The sequence below is a fragment of the Brevibacterium salitolerans genome, assembly GCF_039531405.1.
In the GTDB taxonomy this organism is placed as follows: Bacteria; Actinomycetota; Actinomycetes; order Actinomycetales; family Brevibacteriaceae; genus Brevibacterium; species Brevibacterium salitolerans.
Genome location: NZ_BAAAPZ010000011.1, coordinates 43,850 through 57,742, shown reverse-complemented (window position 1 = coordinate 57,742; position 13,893 = coordinate 43,850). Strand labels below are relative to the sequence as shown.

At 71.4% G+C, this 13,893-nt stretch carries 12 protein-coding genes; 5 read left to right on the top strand and 7 right to left on the bottom strand.

Annotation, left to right across the window (positions count from 1 at the left end; all coding sequences use genetic code 11):
- The first annotated feature begins 15 nt into the window (after positions 1-15).
- Positions 16-735: a 2-deoxyribose-5-phosphate aldolase gene (deoC, locus tag ABD240_RS12335; protein ID WP_344337540.1), complete on the top strand. Its 720-nt coding sequence runs from the start codon at positions 16-18 to the stop codon at positions 733-735.
- Between the two features lie 87 nt (positions 736-822).
- Here the strand turns inward: deoC and ABD240_RS12330 are convergent, their stop codons facing one another.
- Entirely contained in the window at positions 823-1,446 is a 624-nt protein-coding gene (locus ABD240_RS12330; RefSeq protein ID WP_291795059.1) for a hypothetical protein, read from the bottom strand.
- Between the two features lie 81 nt (positions 1,447-1,527).
- On the opposite strand from ABD240_RS12330, the gene ABD240_RS12325 reads away from it, so the two are divergent.
- From ABD240_RS12325 to ABD240_RS12315, 3 genes are all read left to right on the top strand, one after another.
- The gene (locus ABD240_RS12325; RefSeq protein WP_291795061.1) at positions 1,528-1,722 is read left to right on the top strand and encodes a helix-turn-helix transcriptional regulator; all 195 of its coding nucleotides are present in this window, start codon (positions 1,528-1,530) and stop codon (positions 1,720-1,722) included.
- Entirely contained in the window at positions 1,709-2,143 is a 435-nt protein-coding gene (locus ABD240_RS12320; protein WP_291795063.1) for a hypothetical protein, read from the top strand. Before ABD240_RS12325 ends, ABD240_RS12320 begins: the two co-directional genes overlap by 14 nt.
- A gap of 322 nt (positions 2,144-2,465) precedes the next feature.
- Positions 2,466-4,010, top strand: a complete 1,545-nt coding sequence (locus tag ABD240_RS12315) for a thioester domain-containing protein (RefSeq protein WP_344337537.1) — start codon at positions 2,466-2,468, stop codon at positions 4,008-4,010.
- Between the two features lie 164 nt (positions 4,011-4,174).
- Here ABD240_RS12315 and ABD240_RS12310 read toward each other — a convergent pair whose 3' ends face one another.
- Entirely contained in the window at positions 4,175-6,043 is a 1,869-nt protein-coding gene (locus tag ABD240_RS12310) for a phospho-sugar mutase (RefSeq protein WP_344337535.1), read from the bottom strand.
- A 1-nt stretch (position 6,044) separates the two neighbouring features.
- The gene (locus tag ABD240_RS12305; protein WP_344337533.1) at positions 6,045-6,914 is read right to left on the bottom strand and encodes a purine-nucleoside phosphorylase; all 870 of its coding nucleotides are present in this window, start codon (positions 6,912-6,914) and stop codon (positions 6,045-6,047) included.
- A 29-nt stretch (positions 6,915-6,943) separates the two neighbouring features.
- Between ABD240_RS12305 and ABD240_RS12300 the strand changes: the two genes are divergently transcribed.
- Entirely contained in the window at positions 6,944-8,092 is a 1,149-nt protein-coding gene (locus tag ABD240_RS12300; protein ID WP_291795070.1) for a GNAT family N-acetyltransferase, read from the top strand.
- 47 nt (positions 8,093-8,139) lie between these two features.
- Here the strand turns inward: ABD240_RS12300 and ABD240_RS12295 are convergent, their stop codons facing one another.
- The 4 genes from ABD240_RS12295 to ABD240_RS12280 form a co-directional block, all read right to left on the bottom strand.
- Positions 8,140-12,483 carry an FtsK/SpoIIIE domain-containing protein gene (locus ABD240_RS12295; protein ID WP_344337531.1) on the bottom strand — a complete coding sequence of 1,448 codons (4,344 nt, stop codon included), beginning with the start codon at positions 12,481-12,483 and terminating at the stop codon, positions 8,140-8,142.
- Positions 12,484-12,586: 103 nt separating this feature from the next.
- A complete protein-coding gene (locus ABD240_RS12290; RefSeq protein WP_291795072.1) occupies positions 12,587-13,021 on the bottom strand; it encodes a pilus assembly protein TadG-related protein in 435 nt (144 codons plus the stop codon).
- Complete coding sequence (locus ABD240_RS12285; RefSeq protein ID WP_344337528.1) at positions 13,021-13,527, bottom strand: hypothetical protein; 507 nt, start codon at positions 13,525-13,527, stop codon at positions 13,021-13,023. Before ABD240_RS12285 ends, ABD240_RS12290 begins: the two co-directional genes overlap by 1 nt.
- The gene (locus tag ABD240_RS12280; RefSeq protein ID WP_291795076.1) at positions 13,524-13,880 is read right to left on the bottom strand and encodes a TadE/TadG family type IV pilus assembly protein; all 357 of its coding nucleotides are present in this window, start codon (positions 13,878-13,880) and stop codon (positions 13,524-13,526) included. The genes ABD240_RS12285 and ABD240_RS12280 overlap by 4 nt, the downstream gene beginning before the upstream one ends.
- Positions 13,881-13,893 lie beyond the last annotated feature (13 nt).

Below are 13,893 nucleotides of genomic sequence, written 5' to 3'. Positions count from 1 at the left end.
CGACAGGAACCGCACATGACCGTCACCTCCGCAGAGCTCGCCGCCCGCGTCGACCACACCCTCCTCAAGCCGGAGTCGTCCGCCGCGGACTTCGCCGCGCACGTCGCCTCGGCCAGGGAGCTGGGCGTCCTCGCGATCTGCGTCTCGCCCTCGGCGCTGCCCGTGGCGGAGACGGGGGACCTCGTGGTGGCCACGGTCTGCGGGTTCCCCTCCGGGGCGGTCAAGAGCGAGATCAAGGCCGCCGAGGCCGCCCGCGCGGTGGCCGACGGTGCCCGCGAGGTGGACATGGTGGTGAACGTGGGCGTGGTCAAGGACGGCGACTGGGACGCCGTGGAGGCGGATGTGCGGGCCGTGGTGGACTCCGTGGCGGCCGCGGCCAAGGTCGCCGGTCTGCCCGAGGCCGGAGGCGACCCGGAGGCGGCGACGCGGGGTGCGGCGATCGTGAAGGTGATCATCGAGTCCGCCGTGCTCACGGATGCCGAGATCGTCGAGACCTGCCGGCGCTGTGAGGCCGCGGGTGCGCACTATGTGAAGACCTCGACGGGCTTCCACCCCTCCGGGGGCGCCAGCGCCGCGGCGGTGCGCCTCATGCGCGAGACGGTGGGCGACCGCCTGGGTGTGAAGGCCTCGGGCGGAATCCGCTCCCTCGCCGCGGCGCAGGAGATGCTGGACGCCGGCGCCTCCCGGCTGGGTCTCTCCGGCACCGCCGGCATCCTCGCGGAGCTGCGGGGCTGAGGTTGCGGGCTGCACGTGCGCGAAAGCTCGGATGCGCCGCGTGATTGCACGGCGCACCCGAGCTCTCGCGCACGTATGGGGGACCGTTCAGCCGCCCAACAGGTTCACGCCGCCCAGTGCGAGCAGGCCGAACAGGCCCGCCCAGAGGGTGATGCCCACGATCTGCCAGAGGATGACGGCATTGCGGCTGGCACCGAACCCCACCATCATCGCGGACGTGATCTGGCTGGGCAGGATCGCCTGGCCGAAGAGGCTCACCCCGGCCACGCCGTAGCGGTCGAAGGCGCGCTTGAACTTCTGCCTCCGCGGCGAGAGCTCCTCGACGTCCGGCTGCGTGCCCGCGGCCGCAGCTCCCGGCGCGGTGTCAGGGTCCGCCTCCAGCGTCGTGCCTGTCGCGGTCTGTCGTGCGACCTCGGCCGAAGCTGCTGCACCGGCAGGCGCTGCTGCACCGGCCGAGGCGGTCTCCCGGCGTGCACGCCGTAGAGCGAGCGTCTTCCTCCGCCCGGCGTCCGCGAGGAGGACGAGGACGAGCATGCAGGCCGCATTGCCCACGATCGCGGCGATGAGCGCCAGGGGAGCGGGCACCCCGGCGAGGATCCCCAGGAACGTGCCGAAGTAGGACTCGACGAACGGGATCGCGCTCACGAGCATGATCGCCAGCCACTGCAGGGCGGGTGGGAAGGACTCTGCGAAGCCGAGGAGCTGATCCATCGTGATCTCCTGAGGTGGAAAGCGTGTTTGACATGTCAAGGGTGCTTTACCGTCCTGCGCGTTGTCAAGTATGCTTTCCAGGTGGACAGCAGGATTCGCGAGCTGCGCATGGAGAGCGGGCTCTCCCAGCAGGGGCTCGCAGAGCAGGTGGGAGTCTCCAGGCAGACGATCAACTCCCTGGAGAAGGGGCGCTACGACCCCTCGCTCAAACTGGCGGTGCATCTGGCGCGGTTCTTCGGGAGCACGGTCGAGGAGGTCTTCGATGTCGACGGATGACGGGCGCCTGCGCCGGACGCTGCGGGCGCTGCGCGTCTCCGGCTACAACCTGTTCACTTCGATGCTGTTCGTGACGGTGGGCGTCGTCCTGCTGCTCACCACGGACTGGCCGCTGAGCTGGCTCCTCATCGTCACGGGCGCTGCCCAGTACGTGGTGGCGGTCGCCATCCGGGCCTCCGGCGCCGGCGACGTGCTGCGGGTGACCTTCTTCGAACCTGCCGATGAGCGTGATCGCGAGATCGGCAGGCGCGCCTCGGCCCTGACAGGCGACATTGCGCTCCTCGGGAGCCTCATCGCGTTCCTTGCGAGTGTGATTGTGGGTGGAGCGCAGTCGATGCTGAGTGTCTACCTGGCCTGGCAGACGTTCGTGCTTGCCGTTATATGGCTGGTCGTTAACTGGATCACGGCTCGCCTGCGCTGAACGCAGAACTTCGGGGCGGCCGTCGGGGGTGGGGTCGTGACTGCTGGCTTCGATGGGTCGGGGTTTGCGTGGACCTGGCATCCTAAAAGAGAAGCGGGCTGCGGTGATGCGGAGGGGTTGGCGGAGTGGATGCTGATGTCCTCCGATATGCGAGCGCCTATATCAGAGTCACCTGTGAAAGTTATTGGAATCCCAAAGTGTCGAGGAATGGTAACAGTCTGCAACTGTGAAAAATATGAATAAGAGTCGATGTCGACGAATAGTGATTGCGTTCGTTGCGCTTATCGCAATGTTGCTTGGAAGTGCGTCATACGCGCACGCTGTGGCCTACCCTGAGGGTTATCCGCGCCTTGGCTCGGTCGACGAGTCCGTGCAGGGACACGAGATCGTGTGGGGTGACGCGCTCGCCTACCCGCAGTTGTTTGGGCTCTACACGGCTCCTGGCGATACGCCTGATCAGCTGGCGTACTGCATCGAGGTCGAGGTGCCGGCTGGATACCGTGATGGTATGCAGGTGGGAGGCTGGGACTCTTTCCCCGGTGACAACAACTTCGCTCTCGACCAGTCCGTGCGCGAAAGAGTCGCCTGGATCATCGCTCACTCGTACCCGCGTCGCTCCCTCGAGACTCAGGGGGCGGCTGCGGGCGTGACCGGCCTGACGCAGCGTGAGGCGATCACTGCAACACAGACGGCAATCTGGACGCTTACCGATGCGGCGCCGGCGCCGGCGCACTTCGAGTACCAGGGGCTCCTCGGCCGACGCGGCAGTCTGGACACTACCTCCGAGCGTGCACAGCGCGTGCAGAGCGTCATCGATTATCTGATTGGTGAAGCGAATACAGGCTTGCCGGAGGCTGTCCGTCCTGTGTTGACGGTGACGCCGGAGGAGCAGGAAGGGGCGGCCGGTGAGAAGATCGGACCCGTCCTCATCGAAGCTTCCGAGGGTCATGTGACTCTGACCAATTCCTCGGATTTCGACCTGGTGACTGCCGATGGCACCCTCATCGACGCGGCCCATGTGCCGACGGGTGAGGAGATCTATCTCAACGTGCCCGAGGACGCTCCGGATGGTGATGCGGTCTTGACTGCCGAGCTGACCGGCCTGCAGTATGAAGGGCTCCTGCTTACCAGCGCCAACCCGAGTAAGCGGATTCAGTCCCTCATGATCGCGCACAGCTCGGACAGCATCGCGAGTGCCTCCACGCGCCTCCACTGGACCGCGCGTGCGACCGAGGAACCCTCGGAGGGGCCGTCGGAGACGCCTGAGCCTTCCGAGACGCCTTCGGAGAACCCCTCGGAGACGCCTGAGCCTTCCGAGACGCCTTCGGAGAACCCCTCGGAGACGCCTGAGCCTTCCGAGACGCCTTCGGAGAACCCCTCGGAGACGCCTGAGCCCTCTGAGACGCCTTCGGAGAACCCCTCGGAGACGCCTGAGCCCTCTGAGACGCCTTCGGAGAACCCCTCGGAGACGCCTGAGCCTTCCGAGACGCCTTCGGAGAACCCCTCGGAGACGCCTGAGCCCTCTGAGACGCCTTCGGAGAACCCCTCGGAGGGGCCGTCGGAGACGCCTGAGACCTGTGTTCCGGGTGAGCCGGGTGGTTCCGGTGACGGTGAGCAGCCGGGTTCGTGCGAGAAGGCCTCGGAGACCTGTGTTCCGGGTGAGTCGGATGGTTCCGGTGACGGTGAGCAGCGGGACTCCTGCGCTCAGGTTCCGTCCGGAGGCTCCGGGGACACCTCCAAGCCTGGTGCGAGCAACGAGCTGCCCCGTACGGGTATGGACATGTTCGGGCAGCTGGGTATTGCACTGTCGCTGCTGCTGATGGGCGCGGGTGCACTGCTCTTCCATCGTCGTCAGATGACTGTCTGACTCACGGTCTGAGGATCGGTCCTCAGGGGGTACCGCGGTACCCCCTGTGCTATGTATGTGGGCTCCGCGCGGTGCAGGTAAAGCTGCTTGTCAGTAGCCAAACGCCCGTGGGCCTGGTCTCGTTCCAGGCCCACGGGCGTGAGCGCAGCGTCAGGTGTGGAGGCCTACAGTTTGAAGTAGGCTCGCAACTCCCTGACGATGGCAGTGATCCGGAGTCCGGCAGCGTTCCACGCGGCATCCACGCCGCAGGCCTTTCCATGCACGGGCTCGATCGTCTCGAGGTAGCACTTGAGCTTGGGCTCTGTGCCGGAGGGCCGCACGATCACGCGATCTCCGGCGGCGGTGAGGAGCAGCAGGCCGTCCGTGGGGGCCAGGTCCTCATATCCCAGCGCCAGGTCGGCGACGGTGCTCACCGGGGAGCCTGCGAGGGAGACCGGTGGCGCGGCGCGCAGCGCGGCCATCGCGGCGGCGATGAGGCTCGTGTCCTCGAGCCGGAAGGTGAGCGGAGAGGTGCGGAAGACGCCGTCGCGGGCACGGATGCGGCGCAGCTCGGCGGTGATCGAGGAGCCCTCCGCACGGAGGCGGGAGGCATAGGAGGCGAACAGCACGGCGGCGCTGATCCCGTCCTTGTCGCGCACGTGTACGGGGTCGACGCAGTAGCCCAGCGCTTCCTCGTAGCCGTAGACGATCCCCGGTACGCGGGAGATCCACTTGAAGCCCGTCAGCGAACTCCTGTGCTGCAGGCCGTGGTGAGCGGCGACGGCCGCGAGCCCGCGGGAGGAGACGATCGAGTTCGCGAGCACGCCGGGGCCCGAGGCACCGGGTGCGTGCGCGTCCGCCTGCGCGGTGGCGACGGCCTCGCCGAGGAGGATGCCGACCTCGTCGCCGGAGAGCTGGTACCAGCCGGAGCCGTCCGGGGAGGGCACGGCGGCGGAGAAGCGATCGGCATCCGGGTCGTTGGCGATGAGCAGGTCGGCGGAGACCCGCTCCGCGACGGCGACGGCCTCGTCCAGAGCGCCGGCCTCCTCCGGGTTGGGAAAGGCGACGGTGGGGAAGTCCGGGTCCGGATCCTGCTGCGAGAGCGTGGGGTGGACGTCGTGGAATCCGGCCCGGCTCAGCACGCTCGCGAGGGTGGAGGCGCCCACGCCGTGCAGCGCGGTCGTGACGATCCGCAGCGGGCCGTCCGGGTGCGCCTGCGCATGGAGACCGGCGACCGCGTCCAGGTAGGCGGAGACGATCTCCTCGCCCAGCTGTTCCCAGCCGGACTCCGCGCGCGGAGTCTCCGTGACGGAGGGGACGGCGGCGATCGCCGCGGCGATGAGGGCGTCCGCAGGTGGGACGATCTGGGCGCCGGCACCCACGGCGGCCTCGGCGTCCCCGCCCAGTGTGCGCAGGGGACGCGCGCCCAGGTAGACCTTGTAGCCGTTGTCCTGCGGCGGGTTGTGGCTGGCGGTGACCATCACGCCGGCGTCCGCATCCAGGTGCTGGACCGCGAACGCCAGCACCGGCGTGGGGAGCTGCGCCGGCAGCAGGAGCGCCCGGCCGCCCGCGGCGGTGACGACGGCGGCGGTGTCGCGGGCGAAGTCTGCGGAGCCGTGGCGGGCGTCGCAGCCGATCACGACGGTGAACGGCTGCGCGGCCTCGGCAGCGCCACCTGCGGTGGGGTCAGCGGAGGCGGGGCCCGAGGAAGCGGGCGTGATGCCGGGTACGGCCTCGGTGTCCGCCTCGTCGGTGTGTGCGCGGAGGAAAGCCGCGAGTCCCGCCGCGGCACGGATGACGACGGCCCGGTTCATGCGGTGGGGGCCGGCTCCCAGTGCTCCGCGCAGGCCCGCGGTGCCGAACTCCAGGGGACCGGAGAAGCGCTCCGTGAGATCTGCGAGTGCCTTCGCGGAAGCCTCACCGGGCTCCTCGAGCGCGAGTTCGAGAAGTTCGGTCAGCTCTGCCCGCGTGGCGGGGTCCGGGTCGTCCGAGATCCAGGCACGGACGACGTCCGGATCGAATCCGCCCGTGAAGCCGGTGGCCACCGCGACCATGTCAGTCCTCCGTGCCGTTCTGTCCGTCGCCGTTGTGCGTGCCGCTGCTCCGCTCGGCCGCGATCCTGCGGGTGATCTCCGCGAGCAGCCCGGAGATGCGCGGTGCGGCGGCCTGGCCGGCCTCGATCACCTCGGCGTGGCTGAGCGGGGTCTCCTGGATGCCGGCGGCCAGGTTGGTCACGAGCGACATGCCCATGATCTCCATGCCGGCGTGGCGGGCGGCGATGGCCTCGAGCGCGGTGGACATGCCCACGAGGTCCGCGCCCAGGACCTTCGCCATCTGCACCTCGGCGGGCGTCTCGTACTGAGGTCCGGTGAACTGTGCGTACACGCCCTCGGGCAGCTCCGGGTCGATCTCGCGTGCGAGATCGCGCAGACGGGAGGAGTAGAGGTCCGTGAGGTCCACGAAGGTGGGGCCCTGCAGGGGAGTGGCGCCGGTGAGGTTGATGTGGTCGCTGATGAGCACCACGGAGCCCGCGCCGTACTCCCGGCGGAGACCGCCGCAGCCGTTGGTGAGGACGAGGGTGGAGCAGCCGGCGGCGGCCGCGGTACGCACACCGTGTGCGGTGGCGATCGCGTCGCGGCCCTCGTAGAAGTGGCGGCGGGCGCCCAGGACCAGCACGTGGGCGCCGTTCTCCAGACGGATGGTCCGCAGGGTGCCGCCGTGGCCGGGCACGGACGGGGCGTGGAAGCCGGGAACCTCCTCCGCGGGGATCTCCGAGACGGTCTCGCCCAGGAGGTCCGCGGCCCCGCCCCAGCCGGACCCCAGGACGAGGGCGATGTCGTGCCCGTCCACGCCAGCGCGGGAGTTGAGGATGCCTGCGGCCTCTGCGGCAGCGGCGATAGGATCGGTGAGTTCGCTTGCGCTCATAGTCTCAGACAGTACCGGAGAAGACGCCCATGACCTCCACGACTCCTCCCGCTTCCGGCGCGTCCGCCCCCGTTCCCTCAGGGGTGCGCCTGCGCAGGTGGGCGGACGGCGACGACCGCGCCCTCGCGCAGGTCCTGCCGGACGCCGGTTCTCCCGCCCAGCTCGCGGCTCGGGCCCTCCTGCGCGTCCCGGGTGACGAACCCCTCACCCGGACCGTCGTCGCAGAGGTGAACGCGGACGGTCCCGGTCCCTCCGTGGTCGTGGGCGCCGCTGCCGTGGCAGAGTCCCCTGCGCATCCGCAGCGCGCCTGGGTGCACGTCGAGGTCGCGCCGGAGGAGCGCGGACGCGGCCTGGGCCGTGCGCTGCTCGAGGCCGTCGTCGCGGAGGCGGCCGGCACCGCTCTCGCCGGCCTGGGTCTGCGTGCCCGGGTGCTCGCCGGGGAGGGCGTCGGAGAGGCGTTCGCCCGGGCAGTGGGCTTCACGGAGCTCTTCTCCACGCGCATCGTGCGCATCGACGCCGGGGCCCTGGGGCTGGCGGGCGCGGACCGCATCGAGGACATGCAGGTCATCGACACCGGTTCCGTGGCGCTCACGCGGGCCTTCGCCCAGTGGTACGCGCGGACCAGTGCGGCGGACCCCGCTGCGGAGATGACGCTGGGCCAGGTGAACGCACGGTTCCTCTCGCCGGCAGCCGGCGCGCACGGGGCCGCCCTCTGGCGTCCCGCGGGGGAGGACGATCCCGCACGGGAGCAGGACATCAACAGGCGCGCGGTGACGGCGTTCGCGGTCTCCTTCGCCCGGGAGGACGCCGAGGCCGGCGACGGTGGGCCGGGCCCCGGCCGGAACGGTGCGGCCGGGACCGCGGGCAGCGGCGCTGCTCCCGGCACTGCCGCCGCTGAGCACGCGCCGTTCGCGGACCTCACGCCGGAGGAGTGGGCCTCGCCTGCGCTCAGCGCCGCCGGCGGGGAGGACGCCACCGAGCTCACGGCCGGCAGTGTCAACGGCGATCCGCAGGACCTGCGCGCGCTGCTGGGCCGGCTGTCCGTGGAGATGCCGCTGGTGCTGGAGGTGACGAGTGAGATGGAGACGGAGACCGCGGTGGTGGAGACGCTGCTCGACGCAGGTTCCGCTGCCGTGCTCGCCGAGTACCTCACGCTGGTGCGCGACCCGCAGGACTGACGAAGGAGCGTGGGGCGGACCTCTGTGGAAGAGCCCGTGAGGTCCTCTCATGCGTTGCGGATCCTGACCGGCACTGCGCCGTCGTCCGTCAGCCACCAGTGGGCATCGGCTTCCACGGGGATGCACGGCAGATCCCTCAGCCCCAGTCCGCGCATGTCCGATTCTCGCCATTCGCCGAGGAGCAGGGTGGGCCCGTGGTCGTTGGTGCGGTCGAACGGTGTGGGGCGGTGCGTCCGCTGTGCCGGCAGGACCAGGCAGACCGGCGGACCGCCTGCGGCTGCGGTCTCGAGCTGTTCCCGGTCACTGGGCTCATCGGGCTGCGTGAGGAGAGGCACCCGGTGAGCCGAGAGGACTGCGTGGAGCTCCTCCGGGACCAGCCGTTCCTGCGGGACGCGGACGAGGAGGATGCCCCCATGACGGCCAGGGTGCCAGACGACGGGCCTGCCGAGCGGGTCCGTCCCCACCTGCACACTCACATCCGGCAGAGGGCCGGCGGCGCCGGGGCCGGATGAGGCGGCGTGCGGTGCGGGTGGCTCAGCGGGTTCCCTCTGGGTGCCGAAGCGGGGAACGGCTGACACAGCGCGAAAGCCCGTCCAGAACGGATGCGGCCCGCATGGGGATGGGCGGTGGACGCTGCTGAACGGCTCCGCAGGGTCTGGGGCGCCCGCCTCCGGTGACTCCGCTGCGTCCGCCTTCGCGATCTCCCTCGTCGCTTCGGCCTCCGTCGTCTCCATCGGCACAGGCAGGGCGAACTGGGCATCCGCGCCCGCGCGGCCTGCCTCAGCCGCGGCCTCGCCCAGAACGACCGCCCGGCCCGGCGGCCAGGCTCCCGCGAACCGGTCCGGCCGCAGTCCGTAGTAGACGGCGTCCTGCTCACTGTGCGGAGGGAAGACGACCCGCGTGCGCGCCTCCTGCCCGATGCGCTGCGCGAGCAGACGCCGCGAACCGGTGACGACGGCTCGGATCCCGAAGCCTCCCGTGAGGAGCCGCTCCAGGCGTTCCGTCCGGTCCGAACCCCGGTGGGCGCGCTGCAGCTCCTCCCAGTCGTCGACGACGATGCGGCAGCGACGAGGCTCCTGCTCCAGCTCCCTGAGCAGGAACTCCAGGAACCACCCGGCGGAGAAGCCGGTGCGCAGGATCCTCGCCGCATCCACCTCCGGGGACGCCGCTGCCGCTGCGAGGTGCACGACGTCTTCCCCGGCCAGCCGGAACGCCCGCGTCAGCACCTCTGCGGCAGTGGTCCACCCGCCGCCCCGCCCACCGGTGAGGAGCACGGTGCCGGTCTCCTCTCCGGCCTGCCATGTGCGCTGGTCGTTGAAGTCGGGCAGATCCAGCAGTGCGACCGCGTGCGGAACACCGGGGACGAAGCGCTCCGGCAGCGCAGGAGCGATCACCCGGTGGAGGGGACCGGGTGGGAACGCGCCGGAAGGCGAAGCGGAGGGGCGCTGCGGTGCAGAAGCAGGGGTGAGGGGCGCGATCGTGACCCGGTCAGTGCGCAGATCGCGGACGCGGACCTCGGGCAGTGCCTCGCCGGCCGCCTCGCCCTCAGCCGGGACGGCAGGCTCCGGCAGCCCGCATCGGAACGCCTGCACACCCTCTCCATAGGACAGCAGCGCCCTGCCCGGCTGGTCCGGAGGGATGCGGGCGGCGTCCGGGACCCCCACCACATCCAGCGAATCCGCCTCGTCGCGCACCCGCAGGCAGATGCGCAGCGCGATGTTGGTGCGCATCTGCGCTGTCACGACGCCGGCGGGCCGCTGGGTGGCGAGGAGGAGATGGATCCCCAGCGACCGGCCCAGAGCGGTGAGCCGCTCCAGCTGCGTGAGGACCGTCGTGCTCAGAGCCGCGAGCACATGGAACTCATCGACGACGATGAGCAGGCGCGGCATGAGGGGCAGACCGTCCACTCCTTCCTCCTCGCCTCCGGCCGTCCGTCTTCCGCCCTGTGCGCCGGCTTCCGGAGACGCCCTCTCCTGAGAGTCGCGGCGGGCACAGTACTCCTCGATGTCGTGTGCCTCCGCGGCTGCGAGCAGTCGCTCCCGCCGCTTCACCTCTGCACCGATGCTGCGGACGGCCCGCAGTGCGGAGGCCTCGTCCAGATCGGTCACCAGGGCATCCGTGTGCGGGTCCTCGGCGAAACGGCTCAGACCGGCCCCGCCCTTGAAGTCCAGGAGCACGAGACGCAGCTGCTGCGGAGAATGCCTGCGGCAGAGGAGCTCCAGCCAGGACTGGAGGAGGACGGACTTCCCACTTCCCGTGGTGCCGGCGACGAGCGCGTGGGGTCCGTGCCGGAGCAGATCCGGGTGCACAAGCCACTGGCGGCCGCTCGTTTCCGGGCCGGCGGCGGCATCGCCGAGGTCGCCGAGGCCACCGGAGATCGCGCCGCCGCTCGGGAAAGGAGGGCCCGGGCCGTGTGGTCCCGCTGCGGAAGGCGGACCCAGCGCCGTGCCCAGAGGAACGGGGGAGAGGCCGCCCGGCCGCTCACCAGAGGGGCCGCGGTGCATCGCGCCGTCCAGGCGCAGCAGCTCCGTGGTGGTGGCTTCGCCGGCCGGCGTCTGTGCGGCGCCCAGCTGGGGTCCACGTGCGAGCCGAGTGCGCAGGAGGCGGACGTGCGTCGCCGCGGAGTGCGAGTGGATCGCGGTTCGGCCGCTCAGCGGAGCTCCGCACACCGCCCAGAGCCCACCGCTCAGCGCGCGGAGCTCCGCAGGGGCCGGCAGCAGCATCTCCCCGTACCCGTCGTCGCCCCGGTCGCGGAGGACGACGAGAGGCCGGTCTGACAGGGTTCCTGCATGGGAACCCCGCCTGTGAGCAGGAGTCCCGGCGTCGGTGTTGAGGACGGCGAGCACTCGCCCATCGGCACAGGTCTCCGTCCGGATCGTCGCCTCCGCTCGCCCGGACACGGGCGTGGTCCCAGCGGATCCCATCCGGACCGGGCGCGTTCCACCTCGGCGCTCCGCACCTCCGGAGACGAAGGCGGGGTTCCCGGGGGCCGTCCCGGCAGCGCCTGCACCGGTTTCGGCGGTCAGTGCGCCTGCGCCCGGCACCGCGTCGCTGAGTGCCGTCAGTCCGCTCGTCTCCGGCAGCGAGGGCACGTGGGGGAGGCGCACCTCGGCGTCCGCGAGCTCGCTGAGCAGCGCGCGCAGCACGCCGTGCACGGACTCCGGTAGACCGCTCACCTCGATGCGGGAGCACACGGGCACCACGAGCGGGACGTCGTCGCACAGGAGGTGCGCGGTGCCGTCGAGCCGGACATGCGGCGGGAGCTGGGCGGCCACCGCATCGGCCTCCTGCTGGGCGCGCGGCAGCCTCACCCCCACGGGACTCACGCAGGTGCCGCGGCCCACGACGATCCCCGCGCCGGCCGCGGGGCCCTGTGCGCTCAGCTGCGCACGGAAAGTGCCGACGGCCGCGGCGAGATCGACGACGACGCGCTCGGTCTCCTGCCGCAGCTGCGCCCGGGCCTCCTCGGTCTCCCTCCGCACACGCCTCTTCTCCGTGCGCAGGCCGAGGACGGCGGTGAGCGGCCCCGCAAGGCTGAAGAGCATGAACCACCACATGCCCGTGACGAGGACCAGCACCACTCCGATCGCCAGCGGCACCGCGTAGAGCGCCCAGGACGGAGGCCTGGCCGGTGACACCTGTCTCATGACCGGCCAGTCGACGAGGTGCTCGCTCATCCGCGGGGTGGCGTCGAGAGAGGGCAGGTCCGCGCGGTTCCGGTCGAGGAACACGGTCGCGCCCGCACTCAGCGCAGGGCGAGGGGCGACGCCCTGCGGGTCCGGGCTCCGGTCAGCTGCGCCGGTGGGCGCGTCCTGTGCGCGGCGCTCGCCCACGGTGAGGCCGCGCGGACCGTGCCGCAGAGGCAGTCCCCGCCGGGACAGGTACGGGTCGCCCAGGCTGAGGTCGTGGCCGTCGCCGCGGCCCAGCGTCCACTCGCCGTGGGGCACCTCGACGCAGAAGCCCGATTCCGGGCCCGCGGCCACCTCGAGCAGTCCTGTGCCCTCCGCCGCCCTCGTGCTCCGGGGCAGGAGAGGCAGCCCCTGGACGGAGGCGCACTCGGGCAGGCGCAGACAGCGCTGCGCCCAGGTCTCCTGCGTGTGTGCATCCGTGCGGGAAGCCTGCGGACGCCGGCGCTGCACCGGCGGGTCCGGGGTCGCGGTGAGGGGTGCGGTCTCCGTCGTGGTCCGAGGTCCTCCGCCGTCATCTGCGACAGCGTGTGCCAGGGCGGTGTCGAGCACCTGCGCGGCAGGCAGCCATCCGGGGGCGGAGAGCTCGAGGCTCCGCACCCGGGCGCCGCGCGCCAGCTGGAGACGGGAGGTGAACACGTCCTCACAGTGCGGCGGCGGGAGCAGGACGGCAAGGCTCTCGTGCGGCCTGTGGAGAAGCCTCATCTCCTCCCCAGCTGGGCGTGCGCAGGGCGGGCGGCTGTGGGCAGGTCCGTGTGACGCAGAGTGGGCAGGCGCGTGCGGCAGACCGCCTGCCCGCGCCTCGCGGCTAGAGCCGCAGGCCCCCGCGCACCAGCGCGCGGGCCTCCAGAGTCGTGACGGAGTCCGCGAACGGGGAGAGGAGGGCAGGTGAATAGGCGACGGTGAGCGTCACCTCGGCGCTGCGACCGTCCGGGCTCGCGCCCTCGACCCGGAGGGGCCAGAGTCCCTCCGGCATACCCACAGCCTCGATGTACGCACGGGCGGCGGCGGTGACTCCGTCGTCGGTGAGGAGGATGGCGGGCTGCTCTCCCGGGACGGGGTCGAAGGACTCGGCTGCCGCGAGCGCTGCGGAGTCCGCGAGGGCGAACAGCTTCCGGTGCGCCAGCCACACGTCCGTGACCAGCGCGGCGAGCAGGATGAGCGCGAGCGCGATCGTGGCGAATCCGACGGCCAGCGGGGTGATCGACCCGTCGTCGGACGCGGCTCGCACCCGGCCGGCCATCAGCTCTCCTCCGGTGAGACGACATCGGTGTGCTCTGCTCGCACCGTGATCCCGGGGACGTGCGCACCGCCCCAGATCTGCGGCACGCCGGGAACGGGCACCCGCGCCTCCACCGCGGCCGTCACACGGGAACCGGCGCGTGCACAGTCGCCGCTGCAGCTCAGCTCCACGGTCCACCGGGCGCTCTCCAGACCGTGATCGGCGAAGTGGAGTTCGCCGAGGGCCTGGGCACGAGCAGCGGCTCCCTCGGGCTGACGCGCAGCCTGACGGGCGGCGTCGATCGCCGTCGACTGCGCAGCGTAGGCCCCGGCCTGCACCTGGGCGAGCGCGATGACGAGGTAGACGAGCGGCACCAGCAGCACCGTCGTCGCGAAGACGAACTCGATGGGCGCACTTCCGGCGTCGGTGCGCCTACGGGCCTCCGTGCTCCCACGGCGCGCTGCGGTCCCACGATGCGCTGCGCGCCCGCGATGTGCTGCGCTCCCACGGCGCGCTGCGCGGCTCACAGCTGTGGGTCCTCTGCCAGCGCGCGTCCCGTGAGCTCCCAGCCGCCCACGGGGCCCAGCAGCCCGAACACGGGCACCGGGATCCGAACCGTGACCGTGAGCATCCGTCCGCTCGGGCCCGAGCCCTCGGACACGGTGATGTCCCGCGCATAGGACTCGCTCACGGCCGCGCCGATGAGGTCCGCGGTGTGCGCGGCGCCGTCCTCGGGTGTGCGGTCTGCCGCGGCGGCGATGCGCGCGCCGGCGATGGCGGAGTCCACCACCGTGTTGCGCACATGCATTGCCAGCCCCAGCTGTAGCAGGGAGACGAAGACGAGGGAGAGCAGCGAGGAGACCAGGGTGAACTCCGCCACCGCTGATCCCTCA

Coding starts and splice junctions, on each gene's coding strand:
- deoC (WP_344337540.1), top strand. CDS start 16: ATGACCGTCACCTCCGCAGAGCTCGCCGCCCGCGTCGACCACACCCTC.
- ABD240_RS12330 (WP_291795059.1), bottom strand. CDS start 1,446: ATGGATCAGCTCCTCGGCTTCGCAGAGTCCTTCCCACCCGCCCTGCAG.
- ABD240_RS12320 (WP_291795063.1), top strand. CDS start 1,709: ATGTCGACGGATGACGGGCGCCTGCGCCGGACGCTGCGGGCGCTGCGC.
- ABD240_RS12310 (WP_344337535.1), bottom strand. CDS start 6,043: ATGGTCGCGGTGGCCACCGGCTTCACGGGCGGATTCGATCCGGACGTC.
- ABD240_RS12305 (WP_344337533.1), bottom strand. CDS start 6,914: ATGAGCGCAAGCGAACTCACCGATCCTATCGCCGCTGCCGCAGAGGCC.
- ABD240_RS12300 (WP_291795070.1), top strand. CDS start 6,944: ATGACCTCCACGACTCCTCCCGCTTCCGGCGCGTCCGCCCCCGTTCCC.
- ABD240_RS12295 (WP_344337531.1), bottom strand. CDS start 12,483: ATGAGGCTTCTCCACAGGCCGCACGAGAGCCTTGCCGTCCTGCTCCCG.
- ABD240_RS12290 (WP_291795072.1), bottom strand. CDS start 13,021: ATGGCCGGCCGGGTGCGAGCCGCGTCCGACGACGGGTCGATCACCCCG.